Source organism: Oryzibacter oryziterrae (assembly GCF_021864535.1).
Lineage (GTDB): Bacteria > Pseudomonadota > Alphaproteobacteria > Rhizobiales > Pleomorphomonadaceae > Pleomorphomonas > Pleomorphomonas oryziterrae.
Genome location: NZ_JAKJIC010000010.1, coordinates 98690 through 118206, shown reverse-complemented (window position 1 = coordinate 118206; position 19517 = coordinate 98690). Strand labels below are relative to the sequence as shown.

23 protein-coding genes are annotated in these 19517 nt (G+C 61.1%); 18 read left to right on the top strand and 5 right to left on the bottom strand.

Translation table 11 applies throughout. The annotated features are described in order from the left end of the window. Positions 1 to 38: 38 nt before the first annotated feature. Positions 39 to 254: a hypothetical protein gene (locus L2I41_RS12465; RefSeq protein WP_237153888.1), complete on the bottom strand. Its 216-nt coding sequence runs from the start codon at positions 252 to 254 to the stop codon at positions 39 to 41. Between the two features lie 569 nt (positions 255 to 823). Between L2I41_RS12465 and L2I41_RS12460 the strand changes: the two genes are divergently transcribed. Beyond that, complete coding sequence (locus L2I41_RS12460) at positions 824 to 1045, top strand: hypothetical protein (RefSeq protein ID WP_237153887.1); 222 nt, start codon at positions 824 to 826, stop codon at positions 1043 to 1045. 203 nt (positions 1046 to 1248) lie between these two features. On the opposite strand, the gene L2I41_RS12455 is transcribed toward L2I41_RS12460, so the two are convergent. From L2I41_RS12455 to L2I41_RS12440, 4 genes are all read right to left on the bottom strand, one after another. Next, entirely contained in the window at positions 1249 to 2523 is a 1275-nt protein-coding gene (locus tag L2I41_RS12455; RefSeq protein ID WP_237153886.1) for an ABC transporter substrate-binding protein, read from the bottom strand. Between the two features lie 75 nt (positions 2524 to 2598). Further along, positions 2599 to 3438: a carbohydrate ABC transporter permease gene (locus L2I41_RS12450; protein WP_237153885.1), complete on the bottom strand. Its 840-nt coding sequence runs from the start codon at positions 3436 to 3438 to the stop codon at positions 2599 to 2601. Further along, positions 3438 to 4373, bottom strand: coding sequence for a carbohydrate ABC transporter permease (locus tag L2I41_RS12445; protein WP_237153884.1), 936 nt, complete (start codon positions 4371 to 4373; stop codon positions 3438 to 3440). Before L2I41_RS12445 ends, L2I41_RS12450 begins: the two co-directional genes overlap by 1 nt. Next, a complete protein-coding gene (locus L2I41_RS12440; protein ID WP_237153883.1) occupies positions 4370 to 5542 on the bottom strand; it encodes an ABC transporter ATP-binding protein in 1173 nt (390 codons plus the stop codon). Before L2I41_RS12440 ends, L2I41_RS12445 begins: the two co-directional genes overlap by 4 nt. A 435-nt stretch (positions 5543 to 5977) precedes the next feature. On the opposite strand from L2I41_RS12440, the gene L2I41_RS12430 reads away from it, so the two are divergent. The 17 genes from L2I41_RS12430 (at position 5978) to L2I41_RS12350 (ending at position 19481) form a co-directional block, all read left to right on the top strand. Then, entirely contained in the window at positions 5978 to 6661 is a 684-nt protein-coding gene (locus L2I41_RS12430; RefSeq protein ID WP_255720188.1) for a TetR/AcrR family transcriptional regulator, read from the top strand. A 70-nt stretch (positions 6662 to 6731) separates the two neighbouring features. After that, a complete protein-coding gene (locus tag L2I41_RS12425; RefSeq protein WP_237153882.1) occupies positions 6732 to 7568 on the top strand; it encodes a metallophosphoesterase family protein in 837 nt (278 codons plus the stop codon). A 176-nt stretch (positions 7569 to 7744) separates the two neighbouring features. Beyond that, positions 7745 to 8623, top strand: coding sequence for a histidinol-phosphatase (locus L2I41_RS12420; protein WP_237153881.1), 879 nt, complete (start codon positions 7745 to 7747; stop codon positions 8621 to 8623). A 482-nt stretch (positions 8624 to 9105) separates the two neighbouring features. After that, a complete protein-coding gene (locus L2I41_RS12415; RefSeq protein WP_237153880.1) occupies positions 9106 to 9255 on the top strand; it encodes a hypothetical protein in 150 nt (49 codons plus the stop codon). Between the two features lie 12 nt (positions 9256 to 9267). After that, positions 9268 to 9567, top strand: a complete 300-nt coding sequence (locus L2I41_RS12410; protein ID WP_237153879.1) for a hypothetical protein — start codon at positions 9268 to 9270, stop codon at positions 9565 to 9567. A 565-nt stretch (positions 9568 to 10132) separates the two neighbouring features. Further along, positions 10133 to 10354, top strand: coding sequence for a hypothetical protein (locus L2I41_RS12405; protein WP_237153878.1), 222 nt, complete (start codon positions 10133 to 10135; stop codon positions 10352 to 10354). Between the two features lie 1058 nt (positions 10355 to 11412). Then, positions 11413 to 12192: an acetoin reductase gene (locus tag L2I41_RS12400; protein WP_237153877.1), complete on the top strand. Its 780-nt coding sequence runs from the start codon at positions 11413 to 11415 to the stop codon at positions 12190 to 12192. A gap of 363 nt (positions 12193 to 12555) precedes the next feature. Continuing rightward, entirely contained in the window at positions 12556 to 12783 is a 228-nt protein-coding gene (locus L2I41_RS12395; RefSeq protein WP_237153876.1) for a hypothetical protein, read from the top strand. After that, a complete protein-coding gene (locus L2I41_RS12390; protein ID WP_237153875.1) occupies positions 12780 to 13187 on the top strand; it encodes a phage holin family protein in 408 nt (135 codons plus the stop codon). The genes L2I41_RS12395 and L2I41_RS12390 overlap by 4 nt, the downstream gene beginning before the upstream one ends. A gap of 4 nt (positions 13188 to 13191) precedes the next feature. Next, on the top strand, positions 13192 to 13671 hold the full coding sequence (dps, locus tag L2I41_RS12385; RefSeq protein WP_237153874.1) for a DNA starvation/stationary phase protection protein Dps: 480 nt from the start codon (positions 13192 to 13194) through the stop codon (positions 13669 to 13671). 8 nt (positions 13672 to 13679) lie between these two features. After that, positions 13680 to 13871, top strand: coding sequence for a hypothetical protein (locus L2I41_RS12380; protein WP_237153873.1), 192 nt, complete (start codon positions 13680 to 13682; stop codon positions 13869 to 13871). Between the two features lie 58 nt (positions 13872 to 13929). Then, entirely contained in the window at positions 13930 to 14598 is a 669-nt protein-coding gene (locus L2I41_RS12375; RefSeq protein WP_237153872.1) for an SOUL family heme-binding protein, read from the top strand. A gap of 304 nt (positions 14599 to 14902) precedes the next feature. After that, positions 14903 to 15073 carry a CsbD family protein gene (locus tag L2I41_RS12370; RefSeq protein ID WP_237153871.1) on the top strand — a complete coding sequence of 57 codons (171 nt, stop codon included), beginning with the start codon at positions 14903 to 14905 and terminating at the stop codon, positions 15071 to 15073. Positions 15074 to 15161: 88 nt separating this feature from the next. Further along, complete coding sequence (locus tag L2I41_RS12365) at positions 15162 to 15554, top strand: PRC-barrel domain-containing protein (protein ID WP_237153870.1); 393 nt, start codon at positions 15162 to 15164, stop codon at positions 15552 to 15554. A 71-nt stretch (positions 15555 to 15625) separates the two neighbouring features. Further along, positions 15626 to 15784 carry a DUF3309 domain-containing protein gene (locus tag L2I41_RS12360; protein ID WP_237153869.1) on the top strand — a complete coding sequence of 53 codons (159 nt, stop codon included), beginning with the start codon at positions 15626 to 15628 and terminating at the stop codon, positions 15782 to 15784. A 521-nt stretch (positions 15785 to 16305) separates the two neighbouring features. Continuing rightward, positions 16306 to 16869 carry a general stress protein gene (locus L2I41_RS12355; RefSeq protein ID WP_237153868.1) on the top strand — a complete coding sequence of 188 codons (564 nt, stop codon included), beginning with the start codon at positions 16306 to 16308 and terminating at the stop codon, positions 16867 to 16869. A 272-nt stretch (positions 16870 to 17141) separates the two neighbouring features. Further along, the gene (locus L2I41_RS12350; RefSeq protein WP_237153947.1) at positions 17142 to 19481 is read left to right on the top strand and encodes a glycosyltransferase family 4 protein; all 2340 of its coding nucleotides are present in this window, start codon (positions 17142 to 17144) and stop codon (positions 19479 to 19481) included. The last annotated feature ends 36 nt before the right edge of the window (positions 19482 to 19517 follow it).

The window sequence follows — 19517 nt, the reverse complement described above, 5'->3', positions numbered from 1 at the left end:
GAAAGGGACAAGATTGGGCCTTGCAGCCGTCGCCAGTCTTATGGCTTGGCCGGTACCGTGGTCGTGGCGCTCGATGCAGGCGCCTCGGTCCCTGTGGACATGTCGGCCTTGGGAGCCGGCGTCGGAGCCTTCGGGCTTGGCCCCAAATAGATCCAGCCGACCGCAGCCACACCGGCGATAACAATGATCAGCCACACCTTGTTTGCGAATGGCATTCCGGCCGGGCGCTGCGAGTTGGGTAAATCGGTGGGCATTGTCTGTCTCCATCGCTTGGTGACCTGAACGCAGGTCGGGCCTGCCGGGTCACAAGAGGGGCTCGCACGGCCTTCGTCTCGAAATGCTCGAAGCCGCAATCGGATCGGCGGAACAGGGTCTGTTTCAGGAAGAAGTGGGGAGCGCCTGTCTGGACTTGCGACAGAGAGGCCCGTTCTTGCAAGGGGCACAATCGCCAGACAGGAGCTTTCCCTTGGCTCGGCTCAAAAGGCTTTTCACGCGGCTCGGCTCATCTTTTACCGCAGGATAGCTCTGCGGCCCTTGCGCGCGAGGCTCGGAATCTACTCACGCGCTGCGTTGCGCCGGCTCAGGTGGCCGCCGGATGGGACATTGTTGGTAGCTTCCGATGCTGGTTTGGCTCAAAGCGGCGAATAGTCTGTGATGCGAAGGCTCCGCAGGCAAAGCCGCGGGTCCGACCGGATGCTCCCGGCCCAGAGAGTGTGGCGCTCTCCTAGCTGAGGGCATGCCCCATACAGCCAGTGACGCCCAAGCCACTGCCCAAACCAAGCGGCCCCTTTTCAAGATTGGGGCAGATCGGCAGGAAAGCAAAATGCCTGAACACTTCTCCGTCGGCGATCCAGTCGTCTACTTCGATGAAACAATCGGCACGACGCTCAATTGCCGCATCACCAAGGTCATGCCGAAAGAGCGCTATGGCCTCTACTACCACATACGCGATCTCTCCGAACGCTATGAGCGCTCGGTTCCAGAGAACACGCTTGTCCGGAGAGATCTCGACATGAACGGGACCGATGGGGTTATGGCAAACTAGCCGGGCCATGGGGCCTTGAGGTCGGCCTGACGCCAGAACCGAGCTCGTTCCCCACAGACCAGGTGCACGGTCGGGACGATCGAGTGCCGGCTACCGTCAATCGGTGGCAGCATCGCAGGATGGAATGAAAGCGAAAGCCCCGGCAGTGCCAGGGCTTTCAGTTTGAACGGATAGACGCTTCTAGAGATCAACCGGCCGGAAGATCACTTGTTGGCCATGACCGACGCGACGTGGTCGCGAATCTTCGTCATGGCATCCTCCGGCGAGAGCTTGCCGCGCTGCAACTGATCGAGGACCGGAGCGACGCCCTTCCAGACTTCGTCAGCCGTGTTGTTCGGATAGGCAAACCAGGGACGGGCGGCATCCATTTCTCGGAAAGCCGTCTGGAAGTTCGGGTTGGCGGCATAGAAATCCTTGAGGAAGTCAGCAGCCTGCTTGTTGGTCGGCATGTAGCCGCTTGCCTTGGAAACAGTCGCCTGAGTCTCGGCGCTGGTCATGTACTTGATGAACTCCCAGGCGGCGGCCTGCTTCTTGTCGTCCTGAGCCAGCATCATCAAGGCCGCTCCGCCGGCGGGCAAGCCACCGTTCCTGGCGTCGATCAAGGGGAACTTGACGGTGCGCATCGTGAAACGGTCGCCGATGGCCTTGCCGTAGCCGACGATCTCGGACGGCGACTCGATCACCATGCCGATCTTGCCGGCCAGAAACTGCTGCGTCGCGGGCGTCGGCGTGGCATAGACGGTCATGTCGGTCTTGACCGCCATGTCCTGGGTGATGCGCAGAGCCTGCATGCCGGCTTCATTGTCGAAACCGATGCCGGTGGCGTCCGCATTGAGCATGCTGTTGCCGGAGGCCATGACGACCATCTGCCAGAACCAGTCGTCGCTGAGGCCGCCAACGGAGAAGTTGAGGCCGATGTTGCCATCGCCCAGCTTGTTGATCTTCTGGGCCAGTTCGATCACGCCATCCCAGGTGGTCGGGAACTGGTCGACACTGCCACCGGCCTTCTCGATGAGTTCCTTGTTCACGTAGACGATCGGAAGCGAGGCCGTGAAGGGCATGGCATATTGCTCGCCCCCGACCTTGGCGAGAGAGAGCAGGGCGTCGGAATAGTTCTTCTCGACCCAGCTGTTGCCTTCCTGCTGGATGAACTTGCCGAGCGAGACGTCAAGCTTGCGATCCTTGAGGATGGTCACAAGGCTCGGGACGCCGGAATAGGACGCCAGATAGACGTCCGGGGCGGAGTCGGTCATCAGGCCGCGAATGACATTCTGGTCGCCGGCGCTGTAATTCTCAGCCGGGGCCTGATCCTCGATCACCACGTCCTTGTGCGTGGCATTGAAGCTCTCGATCACAGCGCCGATCCACGGCAGCTGCGGATGATAGAACTTGAGAGTGACTGGCGTATCAGCCCATGCCGGCAAGGCAAACGACAGGATGGCGGCAGTCGCTGCAAGAGCGGTCTTCAGTTTGAACATCTTGTATCCTTCGGGAGGTTGCCTGAGGGGTGAGAGGAGGAGGCAGTCCTGCCAGTGGACTCCGGCAGGTCCAGTTCACTTGACCCCGGTCATCGTGACGCCCTGCACGAACTTTCGTTGCGCAACCAGGGAGACAAGGATGAGCGGGGCGGTGACCAAGGTGGCGCAAGCCATGAGGGGACCGAAGCTGTCTCCGCCCCCTCCCTGGCTGCGGAAGAAGAGGAGGCCCAGGGTCGGCGGGGCCATGTCGGCGGACCGGATGGCGATCATCGGCCAGTAAAGGTCGTTCCAGTGAAAGGTGACCGAGAAGATCGCGAAGGCGGCGATCGCCGGCAGCATGGCGGGCATGACGATGCGAAAGACGATCTCGATCTCGCTCATGCCGTCGAGCCGGGCCGCCAGCAGGATCTCGTCCGGGAAGGACTTGATGAACTGGTGAAACAGGAAGATCGCAAAGCCGGAGGTCAGATAGGGCACCATCATCGAGAAGTAGGTGTCCAGCAGCCCGACCTTGACCAGAACGATGAAGATGGGCAACGCCGTCGCCTGCGCCGGGACTGCCAGGCTCAGCAAGACGAGGGCAAACAGGATCTTTCGACCCCTGAAGTCATATTTGGCCAGAGCAAAGGCGCAGATCACCGTGGTCAGGATCTGGGCGATCAGAATGCCGCCCGTCATGATCAGGCCGTTCAGCATGAAGCGCAGAAGCGGCGTCTCGAACAGGGCGCGCCCGTAGTTCTCGGATATCGCTTCCCAGATGGGCGGCGGATTGGAGACGGCGCCGAAGATCTCGCCGGCACTTCGGGAGGACGCCCGCCACATCCAGATGAAGGGATAGGCCATCAGGAAGGCGCCCAGCATCAGGAAAGCATGGACGGCGGCGGTTCGGGCCAGGTGGAGCAAGCGGAGGACCATCAGAAATGCACCTTCCTGTTGCTTGCCAGAATCTGGAAGATGCTGAAAAGGCCGATCAAGCTCAGATAGATGACCGTGAGGGCACTGCCGTAGCCCGCCTTGAGGCCGATGAAGCTGTCCTGGTTGATCTTGTAGAGCAACATCTCGGTCGCCCCGTATGGTCCGCCGTTGGTCAACACGGCGACGGTGTCAAAGGCCTGAAAGGCCTGAATGCAGCTGATGGCGACCACGACGATGGTTGTCGGTGCGATCAGCGGCCAGATGACGTAGCGAAGGCGATCCCAGAAGCTGTCGATGCCATCCAGTTGCGCCGCGTCCATCAGCTCCTTCGGGATGGTGGTGAACCCGGCCAGAAAGAGGATGAGGTTGAACCCGAGCAGGTGCCAGATGCCGATGACGGCAAGGCCGATGAGGGCGAGATCGCCATCGGCGAGGAAGTCGAAGGGCTTCATGCCCAGCGACGTCATCAGTTTCGCCAACGGGCCGATGTTCCCGTTCAGCAGGTAGCTCCAGACGATCGACATGGCCGTCAGCGTGCTGGTGACCGGCAGGAAGTAGATGACTTCATAGAAGCGGCGCGAGCGGGTTCTGTTGATGAGCAGAGCCGCGATGATCAGCGCCAGGCCGACCGATATGGGGACGACGATCGACGTATAGATCGCGCTGTTCTTGAGCGCGTTCCAGAAATAGGGATCTTGCAGGAGCCTGGCGTAGTTCCCCAGTCCGATGAAGGACAATGAGGCGTGACCCAGCTTGTAGTTGGTCAGGCTGACAATGAGGACGACGAAGACCGGGGCGATGACGGTGGCAAAGAGCAACAGGAAGGCCGGCGCCGAGAAGGCGTAGGCATGGACCCTGTAGCTGCCGCCGTCGGTCTGGCTGACGGGTGCCACAGCAGGGAGGGATGCAGCGGGAACCGCCATGGTGTCGGTCATCGGCCTGCCTCCGCCACCTTGAGGGGCGCCGGCATCAGCTGGCCCGAACTCGAGAACAGAAGCGCGTTTTGAGCGAGGATGCGCAGGGCAACCCTGTCATCGATGCCGCCGTCGCTGCGCAGGCGGTCAAACCGCTCCGCGCGCATCTGTATCCGGATGCGGTCGATGCCCAGAGCGGCCCCATCGCAGCGCAGTGTGACCTCCGAGCCTGAAAACTCGACGTGCAGGAGCGGCAATGTAAAATCAGCATCCCCGCCCTGCGGAACGGCATCCAGAGATTCCGGCCTCAGGCCCAGCGTATAGGAGCCGTCCGGGGCTTCGGGTGCCCGCAGATTGAGGGCGCGTTGGGCCAGAAGCACCTGACCGTTCACGACCGTTACCGGCAGCTCGTTGATCGCCACGGAGCCGACGAAGCGGGCAACGGCGAGTTCGGAAGGGCGGTTGTAGATTTCCTGCGGCCTTGCACATTGGACGATGCGACCGGACTGCATCAACGCAACCCGACTGGACATGGCCATGGCTTCCGTCTGGTCGTGGGTGACGTAGAGGAAGGTGATGCCGCTGCGCCGGTGAAGATCCGAGATCTCTTCCCGCAGTTGGGTTCTCAGCTTGGCGTCGAGGTTCGAAAGCGGTTCATCCATGAGAAAGACGGAGGGCTGGCGCACGATGGCGCGCCCGACGGCCACCCGCTGTCTCTGACCGCCGGAGAGTTGCGCCGGCTTGCGATCAAGCAGGTGCTTGAGGTCGAGCTGATCGGCCACTTTGGCAACAGTCTGCTCGATCTCCCGATAGGTTTGGCGAACATGGCGCGACAGCAATCGGCTGCCGGGAAGGCGCTGCCGAAAGGAAAGGCGGCTCATTTCCAGGGGGATGCCGATGTTCCTGGCGACAGTCATGTGCGGATAGAGCGCGTAGGACTGGAAAACCATGGCGACGTCGCGCTTCTTCGGCGGCAACTGCGTGATGTCGCGTCCACCGATGTGGATTGAGCCGGAGCTCAACTGATCGAAACCTGCGATCATGCGAAGCAGGGTCGACTTTCCGCATCCGGACGGGCCAAGCAGCGTCAGGAACTCTCCCGGCTGAATGTCAAGGTCAACGCCTTGGAGGATTTCAGATCCTCCAAAGTGCTTCCTGACATTGGCTATCTTGATTCCGCGACCGTGCATCACGTCGCTCCAAATCGCTTGAAATGGTCTCACCCAGACAGTGCCGGGTCGCCTTTGGTGAGGCTTCTATAGGTCCGTAAATTGACAGACAGATGACAGAATGAGAATGTTTTGAAAAATTTTACGCTTTAGTTTCAGCTAGTTGAAGTTGACAAATAACCAGTTGGTCACATATACCGAGCATTGAGAGCCAGCGAAGAGCTGGCAAGGCGAAGGGTCTCTTGGGCTCTTTGACTGAAGGATCGAAGCTCTTGGCTTCCGAAGATGCAGGTGGCTCACCTGGGGCCTGGAGCACCGGAAACTGACCCTCGGCAGGTGATCGCTGCGGCTGCTCCGTTAGCGGGTGGGGCAAGCGGGGCCGATCGATCAGGCGGGGCTTGAAACGGCTGCGCAGCTGGATGGGCCCGCGTGTGTGGCCGATGGAAATGGGACACGATGAAGAACGGCTCCGATACCTCCGATACGCCCGAAAAGGCCAAATCGCCTGCACCGCGCCATCCGAGGCGCCCGGATCGGTCCCGCAGCCGCATTCTGGAAGCAGCGGTCCTCGAGTTCTCTGAAAAGGGCTTTTCGGGGGGGAGGGTGGATGACATCGCAGAGCGCGCGGAAATCGGAAAACGCATGCTCTATCATTACTTTGGCAACAAGGAGAAGCTCTTCCTGGCTGTCATCGAGAAGGCCTATCTGGACCTCTGGGAGGCAGAGGCTGCGCTGCAGCTTGATCTGTTGCCGCCGCGCGAAGCGCTCGCGGAACTCGTGACTTTCGTCTGGCGTTACTATCTCGACCACCCCGAGTTCATAACGCTGCTGAATGAGGAAAATCTGCTCAAGGCGCAGAACTTCCGTCATTCCAAGATCCTTCGCGAAGGCGCCGCGCGATCGCAAGATCTTGTGAAGGAAGTGCTCGCGCGCGGTGTGGCGGAAGGCGTGTTCCGATCAGGCATCGATCCCGTTCAGCTGAGTCTGACCATTACCTCCGTCTGCTACTACTACCTGACCAATCAGGCCACCAGCTCCATCGTCTACGGTCGCCGGTTGATGACCAGGAAGGCGCAGGCCGAGCGACTGGCCTTCAACATCGAGTCGATACTGACCATCGTGCAGGCCGCGCCTCTCTGAGGCGGCTTGCGTTTCTTGCCCGCGCTGAGCGCCCTTCAAGTGTGTGACTGCAGAATAGGATAGCGGTTCCATGAAAGTTGCTGTTTTGGCTGACGCGCATGTCGGCACCGAGAAGCCGGTCTTTGTTGCCAACTGGGAGAAGGTTGCCGCCCATGTGAACGATCGATCCGACATCGATCTGGTCGTGGCGCTTGGCGATCTCACGCTTGATGGCGCCAATCTTGAGGCCGACCTGGCCTTCGGCCGGGGCGCTATCGAGGCCCTGCGTGCGCCGGTGCTGGTTCTGCCGGGCAACCACGACGTCGGCGACATTGCGCGCGACACCAGCCAGCCCGCCAACGATCAGAGATTGGCCCGGTGGGAGCGGCATTTTGGACCTTCGTATTGGCAGTCCGACGCGATCGATGGCTGGCGACTGCTCGGTATCAACAGCCAGGTTCTGGCAACCGGGCTCCCGCAAGAAGATGCACAGTGGGCCTTTCTGGACCGGGCGGCTGCGCAGTCCGGCGAGCGCAAACTGGCGCTCTTCAGTCACATGCCGCTCTTTCTGCAGCACTGGGATGAGCCTGACCGTCCCGCTTGGGCCATTCCGTCGCCCGCCCGTCCGCGCCTGAAGAGCCTCATTGAAGCGCATGACGTCAGAGCCGTGACCGTGGGGCACATGCACAGGATTCTGGATTTGCGCGTCGAGGGCGAACCCGCCTTCATCTGGGCTGCCGCCTCCAGCTTCCTGAGCCACGACGAGTCAATGCCGCCGCAACCGGGAAAGGAGTGGCTCGGCTACACTGTCCTCGACTTTCAACGCGATGAGGTCGTGCCCGAGTTTGTTGCCGTCGAAGGCCTGATGAGAAGCTACATCGAAGACTACAAGGGATCGATCTATCGCTCGCCGGCAAAGGACGCATGATACCGAGTGTCATTGAAAATGACTCTCGGTATTCCTTTTTCGAATTTCTCATGCCCTTGATGCAGATGAGAAATTCTAAACATCTTCAATGAGCCGATGCGTCAGCATCTTGGGCAGAATTGGTATGACAAGGCTCGCACCTCAATTGAGCGGGCGCGCTGCGAGGGAAATGGACAATGGTCTGGTTCAGCTATCACGGTGGGCATTCGGGAGAGTTCTGCGATCATGCCGCCTCGTCCCTGCAGGAGGTTGTGGAAGCGGCAATCGACAGAGGCTTTACCCACTATGGCCTGAGCGAACATTGCCCTCGCTATCGAGAGCAGGATCTTTACCCGGGTGAGGAAAGACTGGGCACTGAAGGTCTGATCAGGGCCTTCGACGGGTATGTGACCCGTGCCTTCGCGTTGCGCGACGCCTATGCCGGGCAGATCGAACTGTTGATCGGTTTCGAGACAGAGAAGTTGCCGCCAGAGCGCTGGCTCGAAGCGATGCGGCTGCTGAAGAGCGCGCATGCCTTCGATTATGTGGTGGGCAGTGTCCACGACATCGACGGCCGGTGGATCGACTACTCGCCGCAGGACACGCGCCGTCTGGCCGAAGATCTGGGGGGCACGGAGGCGATGCAGCTGGCCTATTTCCGGTCCGTAACCGACATGGTCGAACAGTTGCGACCAGACGTCGTTGCCCATCTGGATCTGGTGCGCAAGTTCGAGCCAGCCGGCTTTGCCTTCTCGGCGCGGGTCGCCAAGGAAATCGAACGGCTGCTGGAAGCCATCAAGGCCCACGACGGCGTCATTGACGTGAACTGCGCGGCCGCCCGCAACGGCTATGGCCCCGTCTATCCTCTGCCACAGATCCTGTCCCGCGCCAGAGAAATGGACATTCCGGTCACCTTCGGAGACGACAGCCATGGTGTGAAGACCGTTGGCGTCGGACTTGATCTGTCGCGCCAGGCCGTTTGCGCGGCCGGCTACACGCAGGTTTCCTATCTCACCCGAGACAAGGGCTGGCAGCGCGCCGATATCGCTGACGTCCAGCCCGGGCGGGTTGGGTGAGGAAATGGAGCGGTCGGGCGCCTTCGTGGAGAGCAGGTGGCACTGGTGGTGATGGAACGTCCAAGGCCCGCTAGATCCGAGCGCTCCTTGCCCTGACGCCATTCATGGGGCGATTGTGCCGGTCATTTTCAGAATTTGCGAAACAATCGCATGTGACATTTGTTTGAAATACAATAATTGCCTCGCTTGTAAATTTGAAAACGATCACCATCTGCACAGGTGGCACATCAAAAAGTCATGAAGCGACTTGATGGGCGCTGTTTCTTTTCGGTGCTTCAACTGAATATCCGGTTCGCGCCGGGCAAGTTCGAACGCTGAACGCCGCCGATCAGACAAGCAAGGCTGCTTTCATTTCCGTTCCCGCCTTCGACGTTCGCGCTGCCCGATGATGACACGCAACCCGTGTCGAACAGTGGCAAACGGATGCACCTGGGTTCAAGACGCGCCGCCACAACCCATCCACCAGAACCGAGGGCACGACCATGGCAAAAGCACAGAAGCGCGGCAACAAAGAGAACCGCAAGCCCAAGGGCGAGAAGAAGGCGGCAAAGGTGGACTCCACGCTTTCCAGTACTTCGGCGCTGATGGCAAAGAGTGCTCCGCTCGGCGGCTTCGGCAAGAAGAAGGCGTGACGAGGCGCAGCCATGGCCAATCGCAGCACCGAGTCGACGGTCACATTCCGACACCCGTTCCTGCTCAAGCCGCTGGACGACGTGCAGCCTGCGGGCACCTACAAGGTCGTCACAGATCTTGAGGATATCCCGGGGCTGTCCTTCGTTGCGTCCCGAGCTACGGCGTTTTGGTTCCACATTCCGTCCCTCGCCGAATCCGCCATGGCCACATCGGTCTTTCCGATCCGCCAGGAGGATCTCGACGCGGCGCTCGCACTCGACCTGCGCGGGGGCATCCCCAAGGGCCAGGTGCAGAGCCGCCCAACCCTGTGATACCAATTCGCCAGAATGCTGACGCATTGGCTCATTGAGAATAATACGAATTTCTTATTTGCGTCAAAGGCATGAGAAATTCGAATACGGAACACCAAGAGTCATTTTCAATGACACTTGGTGTGAGCCTGCCACCTCAGGCGGGGTCAACCGGGTTGGCAAGGCGCCAAAGGGTGTGTCGACATAAGGTCGGTCAATTCAAAGTCCCGAGCGCGCAGATCCTGTTCAGTCAGGTCTGCGGTCTCGGGACTTTTTTGCGTGGCATAGAGCCTGGGCGGCAAACGCAAACGTGCCCAGCGGCGACAGGGCCGCTGGGCACGGACGGATGCGTCAGGACGGTTTCCTTGATCGACACTTCATCACGACTTCGATGAGCGGCATGCGATCGGGAACGCCTGGTGGGTTGATGTGGCGAATTTGAAGAGTGGCGGTGCATCCGTGTGGTGAAGGCCTTGGGGTTGGCCTATGCGGCCGGGTCGAGACGTGTGGCGTTCGATCCGGCTGCAGGTGCAGGGAGACCTGTTACGGCTTGGCCGGAGCGGCCGGAGCGGTCGGAGTCGCCGGTGTGGTCGTAGAGGTGCTCGGTGCCGTCGTACTCGGGGCTGGCGGCAAGGTCGGCGTAGCGGCTGTCGACGGCGTGGTCGTCGAAGGGGCTGTGGTTGAAGGCGTCGTGGTTGAAGGCGTCGTCGCCGTCGTACTCGTCGAGTTCGGTGCCGGAACCTTGGTTCCGGTGGAGATGTCAGCCTTGGGGGGCAGTACAGGTGCTTTCGAACTCGGCCCGAAATAGATCCAGGCGAAGGACGCCACAACGACGACAACCACGACAAGCCAAATCTTGTTGGTGAAGGACATTCCGGCTTGGCGCTGCGAGTTTCGGAAATCGGTAGGCATTGGTAGTCTCCATTGCTTGGCGACCTGAAGGGCAGGTCGAGCACCTGAATGGACGCAGAGGCGCCCGCAGGGCATTCTTCTTGACGTGGCCGAAGCCGCAGTTGGTTCGGGCCGATCATGATCCTGTTCAGGGAAGTGTCATGAGGAGCCCTGCGGGCTTGTGGCAGCGGGTCCCGTCCTGTGCTTGGACAACGACGGACCGACCGGAGCTTTCCTGAAGTCCGACGCAACGGGGTGGTCGCGCGGCTCGGCTCACCTAGAGGTGAAATATACCGCAGCGCTACACGCGTGCGAGGCTCGGAATCTACTCAGAAGAGGCCGCTCGACGTAAAGAGGGGCGGTCACGAAAGAGGTTGTAGGTATATTCCGGTGCTGCCACTGGTGTGTACTGGCAGCTAACCTTGATTTTGAAGGTAGCGCAGGCGTAGCCGCGCGCCGACCGGTCGCAATGGCCCCGGACTCGGGGACAAGGCGCCCCATTCAGACGGGCTTTGCCCACGGGCGACGACGCCCGAACCATCGCTTTGTCCAAGCGCGACCCTTTCAAGCAAAGGGTCAGATCATCAGGAAATCCAGATGCCAGAAGTTTTCGCCGTCGGCGACACAGTCGTCTACAATGATTCAGTCATTGGCAGACCAGTCAAGTGCCGCATCACCAAGGTCATGCCGAGGGAACACGGCGCCTCATTTTACCACATACGCGACGTGACCGAGCGCCATGAGCGCTCAGTGCCGGGCAATACGCTGGCAAGGCGAGTCCCCGACGCGGACAGCAACTCCGTGTTCGCCGCAAACTAGCCTTGGCGGTCTTCGCGTGCCGGCTCTTCAACGGCACGCCGCCGGCAAGGCCGGTGTCCGAAGATCCCTCGGCTGAACAGAAACGCAATCATCAATCACCCCCGTCGCAGGCGCCGCACTTCGGCGACCTGCGGCTTACCATGCGGGAGCAATCATATGACGATCACAGGAAAAGTAGCGCTCGTGACCGGCGCCGGACAAGGGATCGGCAGGGGCATTGCCTTGCGACTGGCGCGTGAGGGGGCGGACGTTGCGCTTGTCGACATCAAGGAGGACAAGCTCGTCGCCGTCGCGCGGGAAATCGCCACGATCGGGCGCAAAGCCACGGTCTTCATGGCCGACGTCAGTTTGCGCGACAGCGTCTTTGCTGCCGTCAATCATGCCGAACGGGCACTCGGCGGCTTCGACATCATGGTCAACAATGCCGGCATCGCGCAGGTCAAGCCGATCTCCGACGTGACGGCAGACGAGCTCGACCAGATCATGAGGATCAACGTCGGCGGTGTCCTCTGGGGCATTCAGGCTGCGGCGCGGAAGTTCCTTGAACGCAGGCAGCCCGGCAAGATCATCAACGCATCCTCGATCGCCGGCCACGACGGCTTCGCGCTTTTGGGCGTCTACTCGGCTACCAAGTTTGCCGTGCGGGCCTTGACCCAGGCCGCAGCTCGCGAATTTGCCGCCGACGGCATCACGGTCAATGCCTATTGCCCCGGGGTGGTCGGAACGGACATGTGGGTCGAGATCGACAAGCGCATGTCGCTGTTGACCGGAGCCGGCATCGGCGAAACCTACAAGAAATACGTTGGCGGCATCGCATTGGGGCGGGCGGAGACACCGGAGGACGTTGCCGGGCTCGTTGCCTTCCTGGCAGGGCCGGATGCCGACTACATGACGGGCCAGGCACCCCTTATCGATGGCGGTCTCGTCTATCGGTGAGCCTCAGCAATGTCTGTCGGGACCGGTCAAGCAACAGTGCAGGCCGTGCCCGGCTGGACATTTGAAGTTCTGCGAGCGCCAGTCAGTTGTCGTGCACTAAGTAATTTTGTCAAAGTCTGAATTTTTCCAGCGGGAAATTCAATTACAAATACGCGAAGACAACTATCTATATGCCGCAGAAATTGAGTAGTTGCCGAACCTGTCTTCGGGTCTCCTAATTTTGTATTAATAAAAGTGTTGAGAAACACAATAAAAAGCAAAACAAAAAGGAGAGTTTCGATGTCCTCATCAAATGGTCAGAGCCCAGATCTCGCAATGTTGCAGTCTGATCTTGCTGCACTCCGCGACGATGTCGCCGGTATCATGAGCCATCTGAAGACTGGTGTCTCCAACGGTGCCGAGGCCGCTTCCAACCAGATCGACGTAGCCGCCCGCAAAGTGGTTTCCACGGTCACCGAGGAAGGCAAGCAGTCGCTGAAATGGATCGGCGATGAGATCGAGGCGCGTCCGGTGCTGTCGCTGCTGATCGCACTTGGCTTGGGATATGTTGGGGGGCGCCTGCTGGCCTCGCCGTCCCAGAACGCGCGATGAATGCCGCCATTCGGCAAGCGGCAAACGCCGCTTGCGCGTCGCTCGGACATGACCTCAGGAGCGGCGCCCGCCATGCCGGCTGGAGTCTGGCAATCGCCACGACGGTACTGCTTTGCAGTATCGCGGCGGCGGGCTGCGCTCTCGTCGCACTATGGATCGCGATGCTGCCACTTGTCGGTCCCTGGATCGCTCCGCTGATCGTCTCCTCAGCGCTCCTGTTGATAGCAGCCGCAGGCTTGCTGGTGCTGACCAAACGGGCTCTCAAGGCACCGGCGCCTGTCGCCACCAAGCGGCCGAACGATGAACTCCTGTCTTCGTTCCAGGACAACAAGGTCTTGTTCCTGCTGGCTGCCCTCCTGGCTGGTTTCACCAGCGCTCAGCGACAGGATCACCGAAAAGGATAAAGTCATGCACTCGACGCACAACACACTTTCCGAAAACATTCGCACGAAGTCCGTCGAGGTGCTCAACAAGCATCTGGCCGCCGCCATCGACCTGCACGGTCAGGTCAAGCAGGCGCACTGGAACGTTCGCGGTCCGGGTTTCATCGGGATTCATCAACTGTTCGACCGCGTTGCCGGTGAGGTCGACACCTATGCCGATCAGCTGGCCGAACGGGCCGGCGGACTGGGCGGAACGGCCAAGGGAACGGTTCAGGTTGCGGCGCAAGCCTCGTTCCTGGTGCCTTACTCCCTCGGCGTCGCCGATCAGAACGAACATGTCTTCATGGTTGCCGCGACGCTCGCCGCCTTCGGTCAGTCGACACGCGAAGCCATTCTCGACACTTCGAGCATCGGTGACGCGGAAACCGCAGATCTCTTCACCGAGATTTCCCGCGGCGTCGACCAGCAGATCTGGCTGGTGGAGTCGCATCTGGTGCCGAGATGATCGCGTCCATGCGCAAGCCGCGCGCAAACGGTAACCGCAAGGCGCGCAGCAAGCCGCCCAACCGACTGTACACGCAGTCTCCGACTGCTGCGGCGCCCGACGTACCGAGCAACACCATAGTCGATCGGATCGACATCTGGGCGAACGAAGGCGGTGCCGGTGGCGACGTCAAGCGTCAAAAGCCGGAGGACAAGAGCTGATCCCTGCGAACAAGGCAGGCCCGGGGCGTGTGACGCTCGAAATCCCAAGGAGGCAGACATGGCCAACATGGAACCGCACTTTGAAACAATCTTCAAGGAGCAGGATTTCGAGATCCGTGACTATCACGCTTCGGTTGCCGCCGACGTCACGCTGGCCGGCAGGCGCGTGCAAACGGCAAGACGTGCCATGAGCTTGCTCAGGCACTACCTCGCCGGGGGAAATGAACTCAAACGCCGCCTGACTGTCATCCCGCCCGTGTTGCAAGTCCGCAGTCAGGGCATCACCAATGGCGCGATCGCGCCGGTGGTCCAGAGCGACGATTTCGGCTTGTGGACCTTGCGGTTGACACTGTCGAACGTTGGCCAGCTCGGGTCATTGCCGCTCCCCGATGACCGGCGCGTCTGTCTCAGTGCCCAACCACCCAGCCGCGTCGCCGCGCTGCGGTTCTCCGGGCTCGGACAGGTGCCTGACATCAAGGCCAAGACCAGCATCGTGACCTGGATGGCTCTGGCCTGCCGAGAACTGGCCATCGGCCCGATCTGGGTCGCCCGCTACAGCTCGGCCTGGACCCCGTGGTTCCTGCGCCGCAACGAGCTTCTGCTGCCCCTGCGTTCGGCGGCTCCCATGCAAACGGCAAGAATTTCAAACTCCTCTCCGGTCGCCGACTGGGTGCTTGTCCCTTGCCCAAGCGGCTTGCCGACCTACCAAGAAAGGCTGTCATCATGAAAACGCTAGCAACATTGATCGCGCTCGGTCTGGGGCTTTCAGCCTGCGTAAGCCCCTACGGCAGCCGCATGGCGCCTGTCGCCGGGATCGGCGTGGTGATCTCCGAACCTCGCATGCCGATACGCGGACACAACCGCTGCCAGACTGCCAAGTGGCAGCGTTACGCGGAGTGCCGCGACTACCGTCCGATGCCCGGACCTCACATGGGCTACTGACGGCCTCCTCCGGCCATGAAGGTCGGGGGGGGCTACTCCAACAATCAGTCTGTGGCTTGCACGGGCTGTGCAACAGAAAGACCAAGGCCATGAACAAGGACCAGATCATCGGCACTGCCAAGCAGGCCGCCGGAACCGTCACGGCCAAGGCCGGTGAAGTTCTTCAGCTCAAGGAGCTGGAGACGAAGGGCAAGGTCGTGCAGATCAAGGGCAAGTTTCAGAAGAACGTCGGCAACATCAGGGACGTCCTGAAGGATTGACGGCGGCGGACTTGCTTTCATTCACATCAGCTTCCTGCCCTCAAGGCTGAACAATCAGTCTGACCGCAGAATACATGAGGATTTCAAAATGACATTTGCAAACCGTCTGCTCGCCGGTGCCGTGATCGGCACTATGATGATCGCCTCCACCCCGCTCATGGCACAGGGCGCGGCCCAAACCGTTGCCCTGACCAAGATCGATCCCTCGACGCTGGCAACGGGCTACCGCGCCTCCAAGGTGGTCGGTGCCACGGTTGTCAACGAGACCAATGAAACCGTCGGTACGATCGACGACCTGATCATCACCACCGACGGCAACGTGCCCTATGCGGTGATCTCGGTCGGCGGCTTCCTCGGCATGGGGACCAAGTATGTGGTGGTGAGTTCGGCCTCACTCGTCGTGCAGGACAAGAACATGTTGCTGCGCGGCGCCACCAAGGAAACCATGCAGTCCTTGCCTGATTACAAATACGCCAAGTAATCGGTTCGACAAGTCGGGCCTCGAAAATGCGAGGCCCCCTCTGCGCCAGGTTCAACTCAACGGAGGATGCCATGAACATCGGTACCATTCTCTTCATCATACTGGTACTCTTCTTGATCGGTGCATTGCCGACCTGGCCCCACAGCGCCAACTGGGGCTACTATCCCAGCGGTTGTATCGGCCTCATCCTGATCATCATCGTGCTGTATCTGCTCCTCGGGCGTCATTGATGCCCGTCGAGGCCGGCCCATCCTCAAACACGGGCGTTCCAGCGACTCTGTCGGGCTGGACTAGAAGCGGTGAACATCGCGAAGACCGCAGCCGTGAGTAGATTCCGTGGCTGTCTGCGACGCTACGATCCGGACAAACTGAACTTCCCTCACAGAACGTGTTGAGTGGACCCTTCCATCGGCTTCCCGTGCCGGGGCGCATAGCGCCGCAAGGATCTCCTGTCCGCGGAACACGCGCCAAGGAGCACGATAGTGAAAAAGCTCATCGTATCCCTTCTGGCCTGCAGTGGCGTGCTCGCCATCATAACCGCCAATGAGATCGGGGCAGCGGTCGCAATGTCCGCTTGGGCAAGTGGAGCTGGCCGATGCGTTCCTGCCGAAACCTGCCTTGAAGGCTCAGGGTCCGGCACCATCGAGGGGACGACGGCTGCAAGTGGCGCGGTTGCAACTGCCTACGCTGATTTCAACGGGATTGCCTCCAGGGCAACGCCCCTCTTCGGCTCCAGTCAAAGGATACTCCCATGATGAAGAAAAACGCAGTCGTCGCCGTGTTTCCCGGGCATCAGTCCGCTGAAGTGGCAATTCGAGATCTGGCCCAGGCCGGCTTCGACATGAAGTCGCTCAGCATCGTTGGCAAGGGCTACCACAGCGAAGAGAAAGCCACCGGCTTCTACAACATTGGCGAACGCGTCATGTTCTGGGGCAAGCAAGGAGCTTTCTGGGGCGGCCTCTGGGGGCTGTTCGTCGGTGGCATCTTCATCTCGATGCCATTGGTTGGCAACGTGATCGTGCTCGGCTATCTCGCCGCCACGCTGGTCTCCATGCTCGAGGGCGCGGTGGTGGTCGGCGGGTTGAGCGCGCTCGGCGCCGGCCTCTACAGCCTCGGCATCCCCAAGGACAGCATCGTCCTCTACGAGGCGGCGGTGAAGGCCGACAGCTTCCTGGTCATGGTCTATGGCGATACCAGCGACATGGAACGGGCCCACAGCGTGCTGGAGCGGACAAGCCCAACCAGCTTGCACGTGCACGCGGGCATCGAAACACCCGCACCTGGCATGGCCCAGGCGGTACCGACCGCGGCCTGATGGCGCTTTGGCACAACACCCCGCCTCAATGCGGCTTCGGGTGCCTGAAACAGGGGGCAGGCTATGACTGCCCCCGTCCGGCAAGAACAGTTCTTAGCCGCTTGCATCATCCTGACCCCGCTCTCAGGCCTGCAGGCCCGAGAGCGGGGCGCAGTGGCTAGAGATCGACCACTGTCCAGCATTGTTCAGTGGCGACAGACCGAACGCTCTCGCAGTCCAGTCGTTTCGCTTTTCATCCCCCTCGCATGGAGGCCAAGCTCATGACCATCACCATCCCCCGGATCAGACGCGTCGCCTTCATCGGCAACTCCTTGCCCCGCCGCTGTGGCATCGCGACCTTCACATCCGAGTTGCAACGGGCCGTTGCCGGCATTGAGCCGGCGCTCGAAACCTCGATTGTCGCCATGAACGATCGCAGCCAGGGCTATGACTATCCGGAAGCCGTCCGCATCGAGATCGCCGAGGATAGTCCTGAGGACTATCTCGCCGCTGCAACCCTGCTCAACACCGGACAGGTCGACGTCGTGTCGCTTCAGCACGAGTTCGGCATCTTTGGCGGCAAGGCTGGCAGGAACATCCTGCCGTTGCTTGATCGCCTCACCGCGCCGGTGGTGACGACCTTTCACACGGTGCTGGCGCGCCCCAACCAGGCCCAGCGCGAGGTCATGGATCGTGTGATCAAGGCCTCATCCAAGGTGGTGGTGATGGCCGAAAAGGGACGGGCGCTATTGCAGGATGTCTATGGTGTGGCGCCGGAGAAGATCGTCGTCATCTCCCATGGCGTTCCCGACGTGCCCTACTGCAGCCCCGAGGCGATCAAGCGCAGCGAAGGCTACGACAAGCGGCGGGTCATTCTTACCTTCGGACTCCTGTCTCCCAACAAGGGCATCGAGGTGATGATCGACGCCATGCCGGCGATCCTGAAGGCCTGTCCCAGTGCCGTCTATGTGGTGCTGGGCGCCACCCATCCCAATCTGATCCGCAAGGAGGGCGAAGCCTATCGCGAGAGCCTGGTGGCACGCGTCGCCGCCCTCGGCATCGAAGACCATGTGGTCTTCCTCGACCAGTTCGTCGATCAGGCGACGTTGCTGCGCCATATCGGCATGTGCGACGTCTACGTCACGCCCTATCTCAACGAAGAGCAGATGACCTCCGGCACGCTGGCCTACAGCCACGGGCTCGGCCGGGCTGTGGTTTCCACGCCCTATTGGCATGCCCAGGAGCTTCTGGCCGGTGGCGCGGGCGTGCTGGTGCCGTTTGGTGACAGCCCTGCCATCGGGCGGGCCGTCGCTGACCTGCTCACCCATGACGATCGGCGCATGGCACTTGCCTATGGGGCCTATGAACGCAGCCGGTCCAAGACCTGGGCGCACGCGGCCCGACGCTATCTCAAGGTGTTCGAAGAAGTGGCCGCCGTGCGGACGCCGGTGTTCCTGGCGACCAAGAGCCCGACGATCCTGCTGCACCCGGTCGGCATTCCGCCGGAGATCAGCATCGATCACCTCATGGCCATGTCTGACGACACCGGCTTGTTCCAGCATGCGGTTCACGCCGTTCCCGACAGGGCGCATGGCTATTGCATCGACGACAACGCCCGCGCCCTGCTGCTGGCGGTGTTGATGGAGAACTCCAGTTCCCCGGATCTGCCAAGCCAACTGGCCGGGCGGTTTTCCTCCTTCGTGCAGCATGCCTGGAACCCCGATATCGGACGCTTTCGCAACTTCATGAGTTTCGATCGACGATGGCTCGAGGACATGGGGTCGGAAGATAGCCACGGTCGCACCCTTTGGGCTCTCGGGATCTGCGCCAAAAGCGACATGGACGCCGCGCGAAGGACCTGGGCCAGTGGCCTCTTCCTGAAAGCCCTGGTCGTGACCGAGCAGTTCCATTCGCCGCGCGCCATCGCCGCAACCCTCCTTGGCCTTGACGCCTATTGCAAGGCCGAGCCGGAGGTGGCGGAAGCCGATCGCATGCGCCTGCTGCTTGCCGAACGGCTGATGGGCAACATCGCGGCGGCGGAGACTCCGGAGTGGATCTGGTTCGAGGACGTGCTGTCCTATGACAACGCCCGTCTGTCGGAGGCCCTCATCCTCACGGGGATGTCGACCGGCGTCAGCCGTTACCTCAGGGCCGGTCTCAGGACGCTGGAATGGCTCATGACACAGCAGACCACCAGCTCTGGTGTCTTCCGGCCCGTCGGTTCCCACAGTTTCGGCGCTTTGCGGCAACCACCGCAACCCTTCGACCAGCAGCCGCTGGAGGCAACCGCCACCATTTCCGCCTGCGCGGCGGCCTGGCGGGCCACCAACAGCGCCAAATGGCGCAATGACGCCGAGCGCGCGTTCGCCTGGTTCCTTGGCGTCAATGACCTCAACGTCCCGCTGGCCGATGTTCGGACCGGACGGTGCCGCGATGGGCTGCATCCCGACCGGGCCAACGAGAACTGCGGGGCGGAGTCCGTCGTCTGCTACCTGCTGAGCCTGCTGGAGATCCGCCGGATGCTGCGCACACGCGAAAGCCGGCCTGAGAGCGCCATGCTGCAAACGCCGCTGCCACGCATTGCCGCCATTGGACGGATGGAAAACGGCGCCGGCAAGCCGCGTCCGCGCTGATCCGAACGACGACCTCGCCGATGCAAACCGGCATCG

What these genes read in the sequence shown, in the direction of transcription:
- L2I41_RS12465 (WP_237153888.1), bottom strand. Translation starts at nt 254, where the DNA reads ATGCCCACCGATTTACCCAACTCGCAGCGCCCGGCCGGAATGCCATTC.
- L2I41_RS12355 (WP_237153868.1), top strand. Translation starts at nt 16,306, where the DNA reads ATGATGAAGAAAAACGCAGTCGTCGCCGTGTTTCCCGGGCATCAGTCC.
- L2I41_RS12460 (WP_237153887.1), top strand. Translation starts at nt 824, where the DNA reads ATGCCTGAACACTTCTCCGTCGGCGATCCAGTCGTCTACTTCGATGAA.
- L2I41_RS12395 (WP_237153876.1), top strand. Translation starts at nt 12,556, where the DNA reads ATGAGCCATCTGAAGACTGGTGTCTCCAACGGTGCCGAGGCCGCTTCC.
- L2I41_RS12445 (WP_237153884.1), bottom strand. Translation starts at nt 4,373, where the DNA reads ATGACCGACACCATGGCGGTTCCCGCTGCATCCCTCCCTGCTGTGGCA.
- L2I41_RS12420 (WP_237153881.1), top strand. Translation starts at nt 7,745, where the DNA reads ATGGTCTGGTTCAGCTATCACGGTGGGCATTCGGGAGAGTTCTGCGAT.
- L2I41_RS12440 (WP_237153883.1), bottom strand. Translation starts at nt 5,542, where the DNA reads ATGCACGGTCGCGGAATCAAGATAGCCAATGTCAGGAAGCACTTTGGA.
- L2I41_RS12360 (WP_237153869.1), top strand. Translation starts at nt 15,626, where the DNA reads ATGAACATCGGTACCATTCTCTTCATCATACTGGTACTCTTCTTGATC.
- L2I41_RS12370 (WP_237153871.1), top strand. Translation starts at nt 14,903, where the DNA reads ATGAACAAGGACCAGATCATCGGCACTGCCAAGCAGGCCGCCGGAACC.
- dps (WP_237153874.1), top strand. Translation starts at nt 13,192, where the DNA reads ATGCACTCGACGCACAACACACTTTCCGAAAACATTCGCACGAAGTCC.
- L2I41_RS12455 (WP_237153886.1), bottom strand. Translation starts at nt 2,523, where the DNA reads ATGTTCAAACTGAAGACCGCTCTTGCAGCGACTGCCGCCATCCTGTCG.
- L2I41_RS12390 (WP_237153875.1), top strand. Translation starts at nt 12,780, where the DNA reads ATGAATGCCGCCATTCGGCAAGCGGCAAACGCCGCTTGCGCGTCGCTC.
- L2I41_RS12450 (WP_237153885.1), bottom strand. Translation starts at nt 3,438, where the DNA reads ATGGTCCTCCGCTTGCTCCACCTGGCCCGAACCGCCGCCGTCCATGCT.
- L2I41_RS12430 (WP_255720188.1), top strand. Translation starts at nt 5,978, where the DNA reads ATGAAGAACGGCTCCGATACCTCCGATACGCCCGAAAAGGCCAAATCG.
- L2I41_RS12380 (WP_237153873.1), top strand. Translation starts at nt 13,680, where the DNA reads ATGCGCAAGCCGCGCGCAAACGGTAACCGCAAGGCGCGCAGCAAGCCG.
- L2I41_RS12410 (WP_237153879.1), top strand. Translation starts at nt 9,268, where the DNA reads ATGGCCAATCGCAGCACCGAGTCGACGGTCACATTCCGACACCCGTTC.
- L2I41_RS12365 (WP_237153870.1), top strand. Translation starts at nt 15,162, where the DNA reads ATGACATTTGCAAACCGTCTGCTCGCCGGTGCCGTGATCGGCACTATG.
- L2I41_RS12375 (WP_237153872.1), top strand. Translation starts at nt 13,930, where the DNA reads ATGGCCAACATGGAACCGCACTTTGAAACAATCTTCAAGGAGCAGGAT.
- L2I41_RS12415 (WP_237153880.1), top strand. Translation starts at nt 9,106, where the DNA reads ATGGCAAAAGCACAGAAGCGCGGCAACAAAGAGAACCGCAAGCCCAAG.
- L2I41_RS12400 (WP_237153877.1), top strand. Translation starts at nt 11,413, where the DNA reads ATGACGATCACAGGAAAAGTAGCGCTCGTGACCGGCGCCGGACAAGGG.
- L2I41_RS12425 (WP_237153882.1), top strand. Translation starts at nt 6,732, where the DNA reads ATGAAAGTTGCTGTTTTGGCTGACGCGCATGTCGGCACCGAGAAGCCG.